This window comes from Thermobacillus xylanilyticus (assembly GCF_907165215.1).
Lineage (GTDB): Bacteria > Bacillota > Bacilli > Paenibacillales > Paenibacillaceae > Thermobacillus > Thermobacillus xylanilyticus.
Genome location: NZ_CAJRAY010000005.1, coordinates 25,622 through 42,793 on the forward strand (window position 1 = coordinate 25,622; position 17,172 = coordinate 42,793).

Consider the following 17,172-nt stretch of genomic DNA (forward strand, 5'->3'; position numbering starts at 1 on the left):
CGGTGATGGAACCGGTGCTGCAAGTGAGAGGGCTCCATGCCGCATACCGCAGGACCAAGGTGCTGGATCATGTGACATTCGACGTGATGCCCGGCACGCTGACGGCGATCATCGGGCCGAACGGCGCCGGCAAATCGACGCTGCTGAAGACGATGCTCGACCTGCATCCCCGGCTGGGCGGCGAGGTCCGCTTCTTCGGCACGGCCTACCGGAACGCGAAACTCAAAGTCGGGTATGTGCCGCAGCGGGGCTCGGTGGACTGGGACTTCCCGACCGACGCGCTCGATGTCGTACTGATGGGGCTGTACGGGCGGATCGGCTGGTTCAGGCGGCCGGGACGCCGGCACCGGGAGCTGGCGCTTGAGGCGCTGGACAAGATGGGCATGGCCGACTTCGCGAAGCGCCAGATCAGCGAGCTGTCCGGCGGCCAGCAGCAGCGGGTTTTCCTCGCCCGCGCGCTCGTGCAGGACGCCGATCTTTACCTCCTTGACGAGCCGCTGGCGGGCGTGGACGCCGCGACGGAACGGGCGATCATGGAGATGCTGAGAACGCTGCGCGCCGCCGGCAAGACAGTGATGGTCGTCCACCACGATCTGCAGACGGTGGAAGACGATTTCGACCACGTGCTGATGTTGAATCGGACCGTCATCGCCCACGGCCCGACCACGGAGATCTTCACGCAGGACACGATCGCCCGCACGTACGGCGGCTGGCTGAGGCGGAAGGAGCGGGTGACGGGATGATGGGACTATCGCACAACGCGCTGTGGGTGCTCGCCAGCATGCTGATGCTCGGCACGGCGGCCGGCCTGGCCGGCTGCTTCGCCTACTGGAAGCGGCAGAGCCTGATGAGCGACGCGCTCGCGCACGCGGCGCTGCCGGGCGTCGTCATCGGCTTCGCGATTCTCGGGTTCAAGAGCCTGCCCGTCATGCTGCTCGGCGCGGCGGCGAGCGCGCTGCTCGGCGCATGGGCGGTCACGGCGATCCGGGCGCACAGCCGGGTCAAGGAAGACACCGCGATGGGCATCATCCTGTCCGTTTTCTTCGGACTCGGCATCATGCTGCTCACGATGGTGAACCGGATGCCGGGCGGCGGACAGAGCGGACTGGACGGGTTCATTTTCGGGCAGGCGGCGGCGATGGTGCGGCAGGATATGCGGACGATGACGGCGGTCGCGGCCGTCGTGCTGCTCGTCGTTCTGATCTCGTTCAAGGAGTGGAAGCTGTATCTGTTCGATCCGGCGTTCGCCCGCGGAATCGGGCTGTCCGGCCGGCTGATGGAAGCGGCGTACCTGACGCTGCTCGTCGTCATCATCGTCATCGGCATCCAGGCGGTCGGCGTCATCCTGATGGCCGCGCTGCTCATTATCCCGGCCGTCAGCGCGCGCTATTGGACGAACGCGTTCGGGACGATGCTCGCGCTGTCGGCGCTGTTCGGCGGCGGTGCGGGCGTGGCCGGAACGTATGTCAGCACGCTCGGCGACGGCTGGCCGACCGGTCCGTTCATTGTGATCGCGGCCGCGGGAATTTTTCTCCTGTCGCTTGTCTTCGGCACGCGAAAAGGGCTGTTCGTGAAGGCGATGCAGCGGCGTGCGCAGATGCGGCGCCTTAAGCCGCAAGCTGTCCGGCGAGATCCGCTGGCGGAAGGAGAGGCGCTGCCATGAGCTACGACGGATGGATTCTGTTGACCGCGTCACTTGTCGGCCTCGTCTGCGGCCTGGTCGGCGCGCTGCTCATTCTGCGGCGCATGGCGATGATGGCAGACGCGATCAGCCACTCCGTGCTGCTCGGCATCGTCATTGCGTATCTCGTCACGCGGGAGCTGTCCGGCGCGCACATGCTGCTCGGCGCGGCGGCGGCCGGCCTGCTCACGGCGGTGCTCGTGCAATGGCTGCATGCGCGCGGCGTGCAGCAGGAAGCGTCGATCGGCATCGTGTTCACGACGCTGTTCGCGATCGGCGTCGTGCTGATCGCGACGCAGGTCGGCAACGCGCACCTCGACGTGCAGCACGCGCTGATGGGCGAGATTACGTTCATCCCGTGGGAGACGACGCGCGTTCCGGGGCTCGGCGAGATTCCCGAGTCGGTGCTGACCCTGCTCATCGTGCTGCTCGTCGTCGGCGGGCTGATCGCCGCGTTCTACAAGGCGTGGAAAATCACCTCGTTCGACCCGGCACTGGCGGCGGCGCTCGGCATCCCGGTTGCGTTCATGCATTACCTGTTCATGACGATGATCTCCGTGACGGCGGTGGCCGCCTTCGACGCGGTCGGCGCGGTCATGGTGATCGCGATGCTGATCACGCCCGCCGCAGCTGCCTATCTGTGGACGGACCGGCTGTCCGTGATGCTGCTGCTCAGCGGCCTGTTCGGCGTACTGGCCGCCTTCGCCGGCTACGCCGCCGCCTGGGTGCTCGACACGTCGATCTCGGGATCGATGGCGTTCGCGACGGGCGTGCTGTTCCTGATCAGTTTTCTCATCTCGCCGCGGCACGGCCTGGCTGCGAGGCGGCTGCGCGCGCATGCGGCGGCCGGCCGGTTGAAAAGCTGAGGCAATAACCTGGCAATCCCGCTCGCGCTCGTCTCCTTCCGCAGGCCGTCTCCGCGGGTTCGTCCCGCAATATGGCCGAAATGGGGGGCACGGGCGCGATTTTCATGTATAATGGATACGAATACGGGTTTGCTTCGGGAGGTTGACATTGAACAAACAGCATCTTTATCTTCAGCGTTCGCAGGACATGTTGTGGCTTACCGAGGACGAGCAGGACAATCTGAAGATCAGCTACCGGATCCGGGATGTGCTGTTCGAGGAGCAAAGTCCGTTCCAGCACGTCATGGTGCTCGATTCGTACGATTTCGGGCCGATGCTGGTGCTGGACGGCGTCGTGCAGACGACGTCGGCCGACGGCTACATCTACAATGAAATGCTCGCGCACATGCCGCTGTCGGTGCATCCCGCGCCGCGCCGCGTGCTCATCATCGGGGGCGGCGACTGCGGCGTCGCGAAGGAAGCGGCCAAGTACGACGCCGTCGAGACGATCGATCTCGTGGAGATCGACGAGGCCGTCGTCCGGGCCTGCAGGCGGTACATGCCGGACGTGTCCGGCGGGGAGCATCCGGACCCGCGCATCCGCCATCATTACACGGACGGCGTCGCGTTCGTCAAGAACAAGCAGGGCGCATACGATGTCATCATCGTCGATTCATCCGACCCGGTCGGGCCCGCCGAGCAGCTGTTCAGCACCGAATTCTACCGGGATCTGCACAGCGCGCTGAACGAAGGCGGCCTGATGGTCTGCCAAAGCCAGTCGCCGATCTTCCACAAAGACGTCATGATGCGCTCCTGGGAGCGGATCGGCAAGCTGTTCCCTTACATCCGAATGTTTACGGCCGTCGTTCCGACGTATCCGGGCGGGCTGTGGAGCTTCACGCTCGGCTCCAAGCGGCCGCTTCCGGCGCCGGAAGATATCCGTTTCGATAAAGAAGCGCGCTATGTGAACGAGAACGTGCTGCGGGCATCGTTCGCGCTGCCCGCGTTTCTGGAGAAGCTGGTCGCGGATCGTTCCGCGCAATGACCGGCAAGAACAGAAGCCTTGTCTGCAACTTTGTTGCGGACAAGGCTTCTTTGCTGCGGGGAGCAGCGCGGACCGGATTACTCCGCGGCTTCCTGGCCGGAGGGTTCCAACGGTTTCCCCGCCTCGCGCAGCGCCCGGCTGCCGGCCAGCCACAACGCCATGAGGCTGAACAGGGCGCCGCTTCCGACAAGCAGCCATTCGACCGGCACGATGTCTGCGGCCGGGCCGAAGATCAGCATGCCGATCGGCAGCATGGACGTGGAGATCATGCTGAACACGCCGAATACCCGCCCCATGTACGCGCTGTCCACTTTCTCCTGCAATATGACCTGGGCCGGCGTGTTGATTAGCGGCGCCGAGACGCCCGCGAGCCCCATGATCGCGAGGTAAACCCAGAACGAGGGCACGACGCCCAGGCCGACCGTGCAGAGGCCGAACAACACGCACGCGAGCAGGAGCGTATGCGTCCGGTTCCGGAAGCCGCCCCATGAGGCGATCAGCGCGCCTCCCGCCATCATGCCGATCGAGAACACGATCTCGATGGCCGTCAGCCGCCAGTAGTCGCCGCCGAACGTGCGCGTCACCTGCAGCGGCGTCAGAAACGCGGCGGGCGCCATGAGCAGGAAAGCCAGGGCGAAGAACGCGAAGTATTGCTTCAGGAAGACATGGTTTTGGATAAAGCGCAGGCCCTGCTTCATTTCCTCGAAATAGCCGCCCGGTTCCTTGCCGGCTTCCACGCGATGATCGGGGACGGCTACCCAGGTCAGCAGAATGGCGATGGCGGCGGCCGCGGTGACGACATCGATGAGGAAAATGATCTCGATCGACGCGAACGAGAGCAGCGCGGCGCTGACGATCGGCGCAACCAGCATCATGAAGGCGTTCATGCTCCCGAACGTGCCGTTCACCGTGGTGAGCTTCTCTTCCGGCACGATCTGGGGCAGCAGCGCGCCGACCGCGGGCGTCTGAATGCCGGATCCCGCGGCGCGGACCGCCGATATGGCGAAGAGCAGCCACAGCGCTTGATATCCGGCCCAGAACAGCAGGACCAGGACGAGGGTCGCGGCGGCGATGCCGGCATCGGCGAGCGCGATCAGCAGTTTTCGATTGTACCGGTCGGCCCATACCCCGGCGAACGGCGAGAGGAGGAAGGTCGGCAGGAAACCGCAGATGATCGAGATCATCATCATGACGCCGGATTCCGTGGACAGTGTAATGTGCCACAGAATGGCGTATTGCACCAGCATGGACCCGAACAGTGAGACGGCCTGGCTGCTCAGGAACAGCGCGGTGTTCTTCTTCCAGTTCGATTGCGCGGTCAGCGTGTTGGTCAACGGCTCATCCACTCCATGGCCTCAGCCGGTCTTCGTCGTTTACTTCATACAGTATGACACAAGAAAGCCGTTCATTTCCAGTCGGATTTCCCGCCGGGCCATTCCATGAAAACGCGCTCCTTGAATCCTTTGATCCGGCCGAACGGTTCCCGCACCCGCTTCGACTCGACGAACCCCATTTTGTCGTACAGCCGCCGGGCTTCCGTGTTCGTATCCATCAGGTCGAGGGCATACCGGCGATAAGGCGCATGCTGCAGGACGAAGCGCAGCAGCGCGGACGCCACTCCTTGCCGGCGCGCGGCGGAGGACGTGGCTACACATTCGATGTATCCCGTGCCTTCGGGGTACCATTTCCCTTTCACAAATTCGCCTTTCATGACCCGGTATGCAATGCTGCTCTTCAGTAAGCCGAACGATTTCCTCATCCGTTCCCGGTCCAGACGGATCGCCTGCTTCGTACGATCCGAGCAGGCGAGTATGCCGACGACGGCGCCGTTCCGGACGGCCAGCCAGAAGGCATCCGGATTGATCATCGGCGCGAACGCGTCCGCGAGTCTGTCCCGGTCGGGCGACAGGAAGGACAGCTCCCGGTAGAACCCGTCAACGAACACGAGCGCCGCTTCGCGGCGGACGGACTCGCCGCAGCCGCTCATCGGCCGGATCTCCATGACATCAGCATTCATGCGGCATCCTCCTTTGCAGGGCGGGACGGACCGCTGCCGTAACGCCGTCCCGACGGCTTTGTTCTCAACATAAAGGATGCGGTCCGGTGATGACCACCTGCCATGGATGTATAATGGAATCATCCTGGAGTTGGAGACGGACAGGTACCGCCCGGCCGAGATGTAACGTCAGGATGGCGGGCGGTCAAGGAGGCGGACATGGACAGAAGAGGGAAAGGCGTTGTCTATGCCGGCATCGGATGGACGGTGCTGTTCGCCGTGATGAGCTTCTATTGGGCGGCGGGCGGCATGATCGGCGTGGAATCGCTCGGCGGAGCGGTCTACGAGAAGGCGCTGGAACGGGATCCGGAATTTGCCGCCATCGTGTGGGCGACCGGATTCGTCAAGCTGGCCGGCGCGGTGCTGCTGCTGCTTCTGCTCGGCCGCCGCGGGTCTTTCCGGCGGCTGCTCGCGTGGATCTGCATGGTCGCCGGGGTGCTGATTTTTCTGTACGGACTCGCCAACTTCGTGACGATCTCGCTGGCCGGGTTGAACGTGCTGGATTTCGACCTGAGCCGTCATGCGATGGTCTGGCGGCTGGTCTTCTGGGAGCCGTTCTGGATGGCTGGCGGATGGCTTTATTTTGCGGCGGGCAGAAAACGCATTGCAGGGGTGAAGCCGATTGATTGAACCGTCGGAGGTGGGCCGCCTTGGCCAAATGGGACAACATGCTGGCCATTCTGTGGATGCTCAGGTCGCGCCGCAAAATGACGGCGGCGGAAATCGCGGATGCGCTGGAAATCAGCGTGCGCACCGTGTACCGCTACATGGACGCGCTCTGCGCCTGCGGGGTGCCGATTATCTCCGATGCCGGGCATGACGGCGGTTTCCGGCTGCCGGAGCATTTCAACGCGGACGTGCCGCTGCTGCTTTCCGCGTCCGAACTGAAAGCGATCGTGGAGGCGGCGAAATTCGCGGAAGGCGCGGGTTACCCGCATACGGCGGATTTGCAGCGGGCGCTCGGCAAGATCCGGCAGCGGATGAACGAAGCGCAGCGCGGTGAGCTGCAGCGCTTGACGGGCAGTCTGGAAGTGATCGCTCCCGCGCAAGGCCCGTCCCTGGCCGACCGGCTGCGCCGCTTGGAAGAGGCGGCTCAGGCCGGATGCACGGTGCGGGTCACCTATCAGAAAGAATCGGGGGAAGTCAGCGAGCGCAAGCTGGATCCGCACGGCCTGGCATACCGCAATCATCACTGGTATGCGGTCGCATACTGCCACCAGGCGGGAGAGCTGCGGACGTTCCGCGTGGACCGGATGACGGACCTGCGGGAGACGGAAGAACGGTTCGCCAGACCGGAGCGGTTTTCCGCCGCCGAGTTTTTCCGGGTGCAGACGGACGAGCGAAGGGAAGCGGACGGACCGATCGTCCGGATCTGCCTGGAAGGCGACGCGGAGAGTCTGGACGCCGTCTGCCGCCACTGGCATTTGCAGCACATGGTGACCGACCGCGGCGACGGCGAGGTGTGCCTGGAAATGGACGAGCCGACGATGGACAAGTATATGCCGGTTTACCTCATGACCTTCGGCACGAGGCTCCGCGTTGTCCGTCCGGAGCGGCTGAAGCGGCAGGTCACGGAGCGGGCGCGGCGCATCATGGAATTCCATGCGGACTTGACTGACAGCGGTTGTCAGGAGAGACCATTAGAATGGAAATGAACATCCATTAACGCGAAGGAGAGGGTTCTGGTGAGCGACGCAACCGTCCGGCAGCGATACGATTACCACGTCTGGGCGAACACCCGGCTGTTCAATCGTCTGGCGGAGCTTCCGGAAGACATATGGCATGCCGAAATCCGGAGTGTGTTCCCTTCCATATCCGGCTGTTTTGCCCACATCTATCGGTTCGACCGGCTCTGGCTGGCCGTGCTCGAAGGCGTTCCGAATGCGGAGATTTTTCCGAAGATTCCCGTGTGGCAGGAGGAAGCGCAAGGCCGCAGCCTGGAGGAGATGCGCGGTTTGTTCGCGGCGGTTGCCGGCGATTTCCGGAGCTGGCTGCGGGAACAACGCGATCTGGAACGGCCGCTTGCGATCGAGCACCCCCAATACGGCCGGCTCGAGACGCGCTATGCGGACATCGTCGAACATGTGGTGAATCACGGCACGTACCATCGCGGCAACATCGCGGCGATGATCCGCCAACTGGGCTATCCGGGAACGGCGACCGACTATGTGTTCTATCTGATGGAGAAAAGCAACGGCGCGGACACGGCGGCAGCGGCCGAATGACAAGCGCGGCCCGGCACCCGGGATCTCGGGGAGCCGGGCTTTGCCGTATGCCGTTGACAATGGATCAAGACAACGTTAATTTATAACTAACTAATTAGTTAGTTATAAGGGAGTGCCCGGTATGGCGAGAAAAGGTGAGGCCAGCCGCAGCCGGCTGCTTGCCGCCGCGGAACGGTTGTTTGCCGAGCGGGGCGTGAAGGGGACAACGGTCAGCGCAATCGTGGCGGAGGCCGGACTCACACAGGCGGCGTTCTATTTGTATTTCAAGAGCAAGGAAGACATGGTGGAGGCGTTGGTGAACCGGTTCGGCGAGATGCTGGATCAATATACGGACGCGGGCAGGCTGGTCGACCAATATCCGCCGGACGAACTGGAGGAGCGAATTGCGGCCGTATTCGTCGGATTGTTCGAGTTGCTTGGCAAAAACGCCAATCTCACCCGAATCGTCCTGCAGGATACGGAGGCGGGGGAGCGTTATCGGGACCGGATCGTCGAACAGATCGCGCGCAACATGCGGCGCAATCAGTCGCTCGGCATCGTCGATTCCGGGATTGAGCCGGTGATTGCCGCCGAAGCGATCGTCGCATCCGTCGAACGGCTCGTCTTTCGCTATACAGTAACGGGGGAACAGACGGCGGAGGAGCTCGGCCGGCATGCGGCGCATCTGTTCCTGAACGGGTTGCTGCCAGGCGGCGGACCCAGGGGCAAGGAAGGAGCGCGGCAGGCATGAGCGTCACGGATCTGCTGGCAGCGATTGACGGTCGGATCGACCTGGCGAGCGTGCTGTGGCTGCTGCCGCTGACGTTCGTGTTTCATGATTTCGAAGAGATCCTGAAGGTCGAAAACTGGCTGTGCCGGCGGGGAGAGGCGGTACTCGGTATGGTGCCCGTCCGTTTCCGGCATTTCCTTCAGGATACATTGCGGATGAATACGAAACGGTTTGCGGAAGATGTGCTGTGGATTTATACGGTCATCTTCGGCGTTACGGCGATGGCGGTATTTTTCGGCATCTACCTCCCGTACCTCGCAGTGTTGGCCGTCTATTTCCTGCATGTCTTCACGCATCTCGGCCAAGCGGTGGTGCTTCGCATGTACACGCCAGGGGTGACGACGGCGGTGCTGATTGCCCTGCCTTACTCGCTGTACGCCTACTACCGGCTGTTGAGCGGCGGGGTTATCGGGTGGGATGACGCTTTGCGCGGCTTGGCGCTCGCGGTGCTGTGTCTGCCGCTCTTGGCCTGGCTGGTGCTGGAGGGCAGGCGCCGGACCGTTAACCGTGCTTGATTCGCGGTGAAATGATGGAAGCGGTTCCGGACAAATTTCATGGAGAGCTTGAACCCGCTGTTCAGCAAAACCGGCACGATCATCTTTGAAGTCGCCGAGGAAGTTGAGACGTCCGCCGACAAACCGCTGGAGCTGTGTTTGACGTAAGGTCATTCATCTCCCGAAGACCGGGCGTGCGGGATCATCCGCGCGCCCGGTTTTTCGTTGTCGGCGGGAGTAGTTATTGTGAAGTATTTTACGTTATTTTCAGCCGATCTCCGGTTGTATTCCATCCATGGAAAGCATGATGCCGCCGTGCTTCCCGGCAACATTTATGTAATAAAACATTACACAATAGAATTGAATCACGGCTTATCGGGCCAACAAAGCAGGTTGACACCAGAAACAGACACCCATTATACCCCATAAACAAAATAAAAAGCGAATTTTCTGATATGCGTATTGAAAATCACGACAACAGATCTTATAATCATGTGTAAACAAATATAACACAATAAGGGATAGGAGTGAGAGAGAACATGACGTATGTGAGGCCGGATCTGATCGTGCAGCAGATGGTGGAGGCCGGGGCCAGGAAGGCGGCGCTGCCGGCGCGCCAATTGGTGCTGCGCGGTTTTCTGGGCGGCGCATTGCTGGCTTTCGCCACCACGCTTGCGTTCCAGGTGGCGCTCGAGACGACGCCGATTGTCGGTGCGCTGCTCTTTCCGGTCGGCTTTGTCATGATCGTACTGCTGGGAATGGAACTTGTGACAGGAAACTTCGCACTGATCCCGCTGGCGGTCAAGGAACGGAAAGCGACGGCCGGCAGCATGCTGGCCAACTGGGCGTGGGTGTCGGTCGGCCACCTGCTGGGGTGCGCGGTGTACGCCTGTCTGTACGGCATTGCGGTAACGGCGATGGGCAGCAACATGGACGCGGCCATGGCCCAGCGGCTCATCCAGGCGGCGGAAGCGAAGACGATCGCTTACGAGGTGCTCGGGGCGTCCGGATGGGGGATCGTGTTCGTGAAGGCGATCCTGTGCAACTGGATGGTGACGATGGGCGTGGTGATGGGCATGACGTCCAGCTCGACGTCCGGCAAGATCGTCGCCATGTGGCTGCCGATTCTGACGTTCTTCGCGCAAGGTTTTGAACACGCGGTTGTGAACATGTTCGTCATTCCGGCCGGCATGATGCTGGGGGCGGATGTGAGCGCGGCGGATTGGTGGCTGTGGAACCAGATCCCGGTGCTGCTGGGCAACGTGCTCGGCGGGTTCCTGTTCACCGGCATGGCGATCTATGCCGCCCATCGCTCGAAGGGCGAAGCGCCGGCCGCAAGACCGCAGGGAACCGCCGCCGTGCTGCCCGCAGCGGGTCAGGCGGTAGAAGCGAAATGAGCGGCGGGCCGGGCAAGGTCTATTTGGTCGGCGCCGGACCGGGGCACGAGAAGCTGATCACCGTCCGCGGGCTGGAGCTGATCCGGGAGGCGGACTGCATCGTGTACGACCGGCTGGCGGGTCCCGATCTGCTGAAGGAAGCGCGGCCCCGGGCCGAGCGGATCTACTGCGGAAAATCGCCGCACGGCCACGTGATGAAGCAGGACGAGATCAACGCGCTGCTGGTGGAGAAGGCCGGGAGCGGGAAACGCGTCGTCCGGCTGAAGGGCGGTGACCCGTTCATTTTCGGCCGGGGAGGCGAAGAAGCGGCGTACTGCCGGAAGCACGGCGTGCCGATCGAAGTGGTGCCGGGCGTGACGGCGGCCGCCGCGGCCGCAGCCTGGGCCGGCATTCCGCTGACCGACCGGACGGCGGGGGCGGCGTCGGTCGCCCTGAACACCGGGCATCGGCAATGCGGCGAGCCGGCGGTCGACCCGGACCGGCTCAAGAGCCAGGCGACGGCGGACACGCTCGTCATCTATATGGGCATGAAAAACCTCGCGCTCATCTGCGACCTTCTGATGGAAGGCGGCCGACAAGCGGACACGCCGACAGCCATTATCGAGAATTGCACGATGCCCGGACAGCGGACGCTCGTGACGACGCTCGGACATGCAGCGGAGGATGCCCCCCTGGGAGGCTTCAAGGCTCCTTCGCTCGTGGTGATCGGCCGCGTCGTCGACCTGCTCGAACAGATTCACTGGTCGGGCGCAACCGTGCTCTACTCCCGGGACGTCCGCGCGGATGAACCGGTGTACCGGATCGGCTGAAGCCATTTCAATGATAACGGGAGGCATTTCTTATGAGAAAAAAGCTGGTTCTGATCGGCAACGGCATGGCGGGAGTCCGTACGGTGGAAGAGCTGCTCAGAGCTGATCCGAGCCTGTACGAGATCACGATCATCGGCAAGGAGCCGTATCCGAACTACAACCGCATCCAACTGTCCTCGGTGCTGCAGGGCGACAAGAAGATCGATGACATTTTCCTGAACACCTATGAATGGTACAGCCGGAACGGCATCACGCTGCACACCGGCGAGGAAGCGACGCTGATCGACCGGCAGCGGAAACGGGTGCTGACCGACAAGGGTCGGGAAATCCCTTACGACAAGCTGATCGTCGCCACGGGGTCGCTGCCGTTCATGCTGCCGCTGCCGGGTGCGGACAAGGAAGGCGTCATCGCGTTCCGCGACATCAAGGATTGCGAGACGATGATGGAGACGGCCCGCCATTACCGGAAGGCGGTCGTCATCGGCGGCGGTCTGCTCGGGCTCGAGGCGGCGAGAGGGCTGCTCAACCTGAAAATGGACGTTACGGTCGTGCACATTTTCCACCACTTGATGGAGCGGCAGCTGGACGAGACGGCGGCGATCATGCTGCAGGCGGAACTGGAGAAGCAGGGCATGCGTTTCCTGCTGTCGAAGCAGACGACGAAAATTATGGGCCCCAAGCGGGTGACGGGCGTCATGTTCGCGGACGGCTCGACCGAGAAGGCGGATCTCGTCGTCATGGCGGTCGGCATCCGGCCCAATGTGGAGATGGCCAAGCGAAGCGGCCTAGAGGTGAACCGCGGGATCGTCGTGAACGACTACATGCAGACGAGCGATCCGGACATCTACGCGGTGGGCGAATGCGCGGAGCACCGGGAGATCGTGTACGGGCTGGTGGCGCCGCTGTACGAGCAGGGGCAGGTGCTGGCGAAACATCTCGCCGGCGTGCCGACCGACCCGTACACCGGATCGGTCACGTTTACCTCGCTCAAGGTGTCCGGCGTGGATGTCTATTCGGCGGGCGAGTTCCGGGACGGAGGCAATACGCGCGCCATCCGCATCCATGACGAGGCCCAGGGCATATACAAGAAAATTCTCGTCCGGGGCAATCGGGTGGCCGGCGCGGTGCTGTTCGGGGACACATCGGACGGGCAGAAGCTTTTCTCCCTGATCCGCAAGCGGGCGGACATCAGCGCGTTCGGCAAGCTCAGCCTGTTCGGCGGCGCCGATGAAGCGGCGGCCGGCACGGATTGGGCGTCCGTGCCCGACGACGAGATGATCTGCGGCTGCAACGGCGTGTCCAAGGGCGTGATCGTGGACGCGATCCGGAACCGGGGCTGCACGACGGTGGAGCAGATCAAAGGCTGCACCAACGCGTCCCGTTCCTGCGGCCGATGCAAGGGCCAGGTGGCGGAGATTCTGCAGCATATGCTCAGCGAGCTCGGCGAGTCCGCGGCAGCGGCGCCGGTCAAGGCGGGCATGTGCGGATGCACGACACTGTCGCATGACGAGGTTCGCCGGGAAATTCGGGCGAAAGGGCTGCGCTCGACCCGCGAAGTGATGCACGTGCTCGGCTGGAGCAATCCGGAAGGCTGCTCGAAATGCCGTCCGGCGCTCAACTACTACCTCGGGATGCTGTTCCCGGAAGATTACGAGGACGAATCGGATTCCCGCTTCATCAACGAGCGGGTTCACGCCAACATCCAGAACGACGGCACGTTCTCGGTCGTGCCGCGGATGTACGGCGGCGTGACGAGTCCGGAACAGCTGCGCAAGATCGCGGACGTGGCGGAGAAATACAACGTGCGCATGGTCAAGGTGACCGGCGGCCAGCGGATCGACCTGCTCGGCGTCAAGAAAGAAGATCTTCCGAAAATCTGGGAAGAACTCGACATGCCGTCGGGCTACGCCTACGGCAAGGCGATCCGGACGGTCAAGACGTGCGTCGGTTCGACGTTCTGCCGGTTCGGCACGCAGGACTCCATCCAGATGGGCATCGACATGGAGCGGAAGTTCGAGCGGCTGTACACGCCGCACAAGGTGAAGATGGCGGTCTCCGGCTGCCCGCGGAACTGCGCCGAGTCCGGCATCAAGGATATTGGCGTGGTCGCCATCGAAGGCGGCTGGGAGATCTACGTGGGCGGCAACGGCGGCGTGGAGCTGCGGGCGGCGGAACTGCTCGTGACGGTCAAGTCGCCGGAGGAAGTGCTCGAATGGTCGGGGGCTTTTCTCCAATATTACCGGGAGAACGCGCAGTACCTGGAACGGACTTCGCACTGGATCGAGCGCGTCGGTCTGAAGCACGTGCAGGATGTGCTGGCCGATCCGGAGACGCGCCGGGAGCTGAACGAACGGCTGGACGTCGCGCTGTCCGTGACGAAGGATCCGTGGAAGGAACGGGTGGCAAACCCCGAGCTCAGAAAGCAGTTCGAACCGATCACGATCGGCTGAGGCGGAGCGAAAGGAGAGAGGGCCATGCCCAGATACTGGATCGGAAACGCGGAGGACATTCCGAGATGCGGCGCCAGGTCGGTGTTTCTGAACGGACGCCAGTTCGCGGTGTTCCATCTGTCGGACGGGTCGTTCCATGCGATCGAGAACCGCTGCCCCCACAAGGGCGGTCCGCTGTCGGAAGGCATCGTCAGCGGCAAGTACGTCTTCTGTCCGCTGCATGACTGGAAAATCGACGTGACGGACGGCCGGGTGCAGGCGCCGGACCGCGGCTGCGTACGGACTTATGATGTTGAAATCGAAGGCGGCAAGATCTATATTCTACTCGATGAAGCAAACTGGACAGAAGCGGGATGAACGGCGCGCATGTTGTCGAATTTGAAGATCGATGTTGATCAGATCCGGACGTTCGTGTGTGTGGCGGAACATGGCAGCATTTCGAGGGCGGCCGAGGCGATGGGGGTCAGCCCGTCGACCGTGAACAGCCGGATCCGGGCGCTCGGCAAGGAGCTGGACGCGAATCTGGTGGAGCGCTCCGGGAAAGGAGTCGCCCTTACGCCCAAGGGCGAGCTGCTGCTCGGCTACCTGATGCGGTCGCTCGACCTGCTGGAGGAAGGCGCGGCCGAGGTGAAGCGTCTGAAGTCGCGGGAGCAGCCCGCGCTGATTGCGGCGGACGCGGAGATCGGCACCTGGTTCCTGCCGCAGGTGATGGCGCTGTACCGGGAAAAATATCCGGACGTCCACACCAACGTGATGCTTACGGACAGTTCGATCATCATCGATTGGGTCATGAACGGCAAGGTGGACATCGGCCTGATTCAGGGGCCGGTCGTCCACAAGGGGGTCAAGGCGATGAAGATCTGTTCATCGCCCGTGATCCCGGTTTTCTCTCCCCGGCACCCGCTCGCGGACAAGGGGGTGCTCACGGCCCGGGATCTGACGGAGCACCGGCTCATCGCCCCCGGCCAGCCTTCGGATGAATGGGGGCGGATCCGCCAGTGGTTCGCCCGGCAGAAGACGGCGTTTCCTCAGGCGGTGACCGCCGATCATCCGGAGACCATGAAGCAGTTCGTGTACCGGGACATCGGCTACACTTTCAGCCCGCTGCTTGCCGTTCAAGAGGACGTGAAGTCCGGCCGGCTCCGGACGGCTGCCTTGAGGCCGGCGCTCCCGATCCATCGGGACGCCTACATGGTCAGCCACCGGAGCCTCCCGATGCGCCGGGTGGCGGCGCAATTCAGGGATTACTTGCTGCAGGAAGCGTTCGCTTCGTGAACGGCGGGAATCGGCGGGGAGGAGAAGGAAAGTGGACTTGCAGCAACTGACCACGTTTATGGCGGTGTCGTCGGAACGGAGCCTCGTCGGGGCGTCCCGCAAGCTGGGCGTTTCCCAGCCGACGGTGACCGCCCGCATGCAGCAGCTCGAAGAGGAACTGGGCGAGCATCTGATCATCCGTGCCGGACACGAAGCCGTGCTGACCCCTGCGGGCGAAGTGTTCCGCTCCTATGCGGAACGGGCGCTCCAGGTGCTGGCGGCCGGACTGACCCGGCTGCAGCACGAGTCGTTCGAACGTTCCCTGAAGATTGCCGGAACCTCGATGTTCAACACCTGCGCATTGCCGGATCTGCTGGCCCGCTTCGACCGGCAGGAGAACGGGGTGCATATCCAGGTGCTGACCGGCTCGACGCCGGCGATCCTTGAATGGCTGCAGGATCAGGTGGCGGACCTGGGGTTTGTGCACGGCACGGCCGCAATGCCGCATGTCCGGCTGGTGCCGCTCTACAGCGAGGAGCTTCACCTGTTCGTGCACCGGCTGCATCCGCTCGCGTCCCGGGAAGTGGTATCGCTCCACGATCTGCGGGACGAGACGTTCATCGTCGGCAGGCGCGACGACGACACGCGCGATCTGATCGAGAGCCGGTTCCGGCAGGAGGCGTTCCGGCCGGCGCATGTGATGGAGATGGATCACGTCAGCGGAATGAAGCAGATGCTGCTGGCCGGCATGGGGGCGGCGTTCCTTCCGGAATCCGCCGTCCGCGAAGAGCTCAGGAGCCGCAAGGTGAAGAAGCTCGAGCTCGACGGCTCCCCCCTGATGCAGCGAATCTCGCTCGCGGTGCCCGACCGGTCGTTGAACCCGGTCACCCGCGCATTCGCGGTGTACAGCCTCAAGTCGTTCCGGGCGGACCCACTGCCGCTCGAAGTCCGGCGGCTGCTGGGTCTCGGCTGACGTGAAAGGGGGGAGAGAGATGCTCAGCCTTGAGGGAAAACAGATCGCGGTTACCGGCGCCCGCAAGCAGGACGAGGTGAAACAGCTGGTGGCCAATTTCGGCGGCGTGGCGCACATCCGGCCCGCCCAGGGGACGATTCTGACCGACGAGGAGGAGATTGGACCGGCGATGCGGCGGGTGATTGCCGAAGGAGCGGACTGGGTGATCTTCACCACCGGTCAGGGGGCGCAGCGGCTGCTGGATGTGGCGCGGCAATCCGACATGCTGTGGGACTGGCTCCGCCTGCTCCGGGCGGCCCGGGTGGCCGCCCGCGGCTACAAGACGCGCAAGTTTCTCAAGGAATGGGCGATTTCGCCGGCCGTATCCGACGATGACGGCACATCCGCCGGTCTGATGCGCGCGTTCGGCGAAGCGCCGCAGCTGGACGGACGGAAGGTCGTCGTGCAGCTTCACGGGGAGCGGCCCGAGCGGCTGCTGCGATGGCTGGAGGACAACGGAGCGGTCGTGGAGACACTCATGCCCTATATCCACGTGCCTCCTCCGGAATCCGACATCCGGTCGTTCCTGGAAGAACTGCAGGAGCGGAAATTCGACGCCGTGGCGTTCACGAGCGCGCTGCAGGTGCGCTATCTGTTCGAGATGGCCGGCCGGTTCGGGATGAAGGAGATGCTGCGCAGCCGGCTGTCGGGAGACGTGCTGGCGGCCGCCGTCGGGAAGGTAACGGCGGAGGCGCTGGAAGAGGAAGGGGTGGCGCCGGTGCTTCAGCCTTCCGACCAGCGGATCGGCTCGCTCGTCGTCAAGCTGGCGCGGTATTTTCAAACCGGAAGTTTCGATGAGTCGCAATAGGCATGAAGCGTCAAGGGGACCTGGAATAGCCGGGTTCCCTTTTTTTGGTGCACAAATGCACCAGATCGGGGCGGTTGGTGCGCGTATGGGCGGATCTGGTGCACAAATGCACCATATCGGGGCGGTTGGTGCGCGTATGGGCGGATCTGGTGCACAAATGCACCAGATCGGGGCGGTTGGCTCGCGTAATGGGCGGATCTGGTGCACAAATGCACCAGATCGGGGTGGTTGGTGCGCGTATGGGCGAATCTGGTGCACATATGCACCATATCGGGGCGGTTGGCGCGCGTATGGGCGAATCTGGTGCACAAATGCACCAGATCGGGG

General features: G+C 63.2%; 18 protein-coding genes. 16 read left to right on the forward strand and 2 right to left on the reverse strand.

The genetic code is table 11. The features are described from left to right. The first annotated feature begins 5 nt into the window (after positions 1–5). The 4 genes from KJQ12_RS01060 (at position 6) to speE (ending at position 3,571) form a co-directional block, all read left to right on the forward strand. The gene (locus KJQ12_RS01060) at positions 6–743 is read left to right on the forward strand and encodes a metal ABC transporter ATP-binding protein (protein ID WP_213483120.1); all 738 of its coding nucleotides are present in this window, start codon (positions 6–8) and stop codon (positions 741–743) included. Beyond that, positions 740–1,663: a metal ABC transporter permease gene (locus KJQ12_RS01065; RefSeq protein ID WP_213483121.1), complete on the forward strand. Its 924-nt coding sequence runs from the start codon at positions 740–742 to the stop codon at positions 1,661–1,663. Before KJQ12_RS01060 ends, KJQ12_RS01065 begins: the two co-directional genes overlap by 4 nt. After that, positions 1,660–2,547 carry a metal ABC transporter permease gene (locus tag KJQ12_RS01070; RefSeq protein ID WP_213483122.1) on the forward strand — a complete coding sequence of 296 codons (888 nt, stop codon included), beginning with the start codon at positions 1,660–1,662 and terminating at the stop codon, positions 2,545–2,547. Before KJQ12_RS01065 ends, KJQ12_RS01070 begins: the two co-directional genes overlap by 4 nt. Before the next feature lie 187 nt (positions 2,548–2,734). Beyond that, positions 2,735–3,571, forward strand: coding sequence for a polyamine aminopropyltransferase (gene speE, locus KJQ12_RS01075; RefSeq protein ID WP_213483177.1), 837 nt, complete (start codon positions 2,735–2,737; stop codon positions 3,569–3,571). A gap of 77 nt (positions 3,572–3,648) precedes the next feature. Here the strand turns inward: speE and KJQ12_RS01080 are convergent, their stop codons facing one another. Then, positions 3,649–4,917 carry an MFS transporter gene (locus KJQ12_RS01080; protein WP_213483123.1) on the reverse strand — a complete coding sequence of 423 codons (1,269 nt, stop codon included), beginning with the start codon at positions 4,915–4,917 and terminating at the stop codon, positions 3,649–3,651. Positions 4,918–4,976: 59 nt separating this feature from the next. After that, positions 4,977–5,588: a GNAT family N-acetyltransferase gene (locus KJQ12_RS01085; protein ID WP_213483124.1), complete on the reverse strand. Its 612-nt coding sequence runs from the start codon at positions 5,586–5,588 to the stop codon at positions 4,977–4,979. Positions 5,589–5,786: 198 nt separating this feature from the next. Between KJQ12_RS01085 and KJQ12_RS01090 the strand changes: the two genes are divergently transcribed. The 12 genes from KJQ12_RS01090 to KJQ12_RS01145 all read left to right on the forward strand — a co-directional run bounded on the left by KJQ12_RS01090 (position 5,787) and on the right by KJQ12_RS01145 (position 16,845). Beyond that, positions 5,787–6,257 carry a DUF3995 domain-containing protein gene (locus KJQ12_RS01090; RefSeq protein ID WP_213483125.1) on the forward strand — a complete coding sequence of 157 codons (471 nt, stop codon included), beginning with the start codon at positions 5,787–5,789 and terminating at the stop codon, positions 6,255–6,257. Positions 6,258–6,277: 20 nt separating this feature from the next. Next, positions 6,278–7,282, forward strand: coding sequence for a helix-turn-helix transcriptional regulator (locus tag KJQ12_RS01095; protein WP_213483126.1), 1,005 nt, complete (start codon positions 6,278–6,280; stop codon positions 7,280–7,282). A 30-nt stretch (positions 7,283–7,312) separates the two neighbouring features. After that, on the forward strand, positions 7,313–7,852 hold the full coding sequence (locus tag KJQ12_RS01100) for a DinB family protein (RefSeq protein ID WP_244860340.1): 540 nt from the start codon (positions 7,313–7,315) through the stop codon (positions 7,850–7,852). Between the two features lie 121 nt (positions 7,853–7,973). Continuing rightward, positions 7,974–8,582, forward strand: a complete 609-nt coding sequence (locus KJQ12_RS01105; protein ID WP_213483127.1) for a TetR/AcrR family transcriptional regulator — start codon at positions 7,974–7,976, stop codon at positions 8,580–8,582. Continuing rightward, complete coding sequence (locus KJQ12_RS01110; protein ID WP_213483128.1) at positions 8,579–9,136, forward strand: HXXEE domain-containing protein; 558 nt, start codon at positions 8,579–8,581, stop codon at positions 9,134–9,136. The genes KJQ12_RS01105 and KJQ12_RS01110 overlap by 4 nt, the downstream gene beginning before the upstream one ends. Before the next feature lie 518 nt (positions 9,137–9,654). Next, positions 9,655–10,512, forward strand: a complete 858-nt coding sequence (locus tag KJQ12_RS01115; RefSeq protein ID WP_213483129.1) for a formate/nitrite transporter family protein — start codon at positions 9,655–9,657, stop codon at positions 10,510–10,512. Next, positions 10,509–11,321 (forward strand): uroporphyrinogen-III C-methyltransferase, encoded by an 813-nt coding sequence (gene cobA, locus KJQ12_RS01120; protein ID WP_213483130.1) that lies wholly within the window; start codon positions 10,509–10,511, stop codon positions 11,319–11,321. Before KJQ12_RS01115 ends, cobA begins: the two co-directional genes overlap by 4 nt. Positions 11,322–11,353: 32 nt before the next feature. After that, positions 11,354–13,771 carry a nitrite reductase large subunit NirB gene (gene nirB, locus KJQ12_RS01125; protein ID WP_213483131.1) on the forward strand — a complete coding sequence of 806 codons (2,418 nt, stop codon included), beginning with the start codon at positions 11,354–11,356 and terminating at the stop codon, positions 13,769–13,771. 24 nt (positions 13,772–13,795) lie between these two features. Beyond that, the gene (nirD, locus tag KJQ12_RS01130; protein WP_015255768.1) at positions 13,796–14,128 is read left to right on the forward strand and encodes a nitrite reductase small subunit NirD; all 333 of its coding nucleotides are present in this window, start codon (positions 13,796–13,798) and stop codon (positions 14,126–14,128) included. Positions 14,129–14,137: 9 nt separating this feature from the next. Continuing rightward, complete coding sequence (locus tag KJQ12_RS01135) at positions 14,138–15,046, forward strand: LysR family transcriptional regulator (protein WP_015255767.1); 909 nt, start codon at positions 14,138–14,140, stop codon at positions 15,044–15,046. Positions 15,047–15,077: 31 nt separating this feature from the next. Then, positions 15,078–15,998, forward strand: coding sequence for a LysR family transcriptional regulator (locus KJQ12_RS01140; RefSeq protein ID WP_213483132.1), 921 nt, complete (start codon positions 15,078–15,080; stop codon positions 15,996–15,998). Between the two features lie 19 nt (positions 15,999–16,017). Then, positions 16,018–16,845, forward strand: coding sequence for a uroporphyrinogen-III synthase (locus KJQ12_RS01145; protein ID WP_213483133.1), 828 nt, complete (start codon positions 16,018–16,020; stop codon positions 16,843–16,845). The last annotated feature ends 327 nt before the right edge of the window (positions 16,846–17,172 follow it).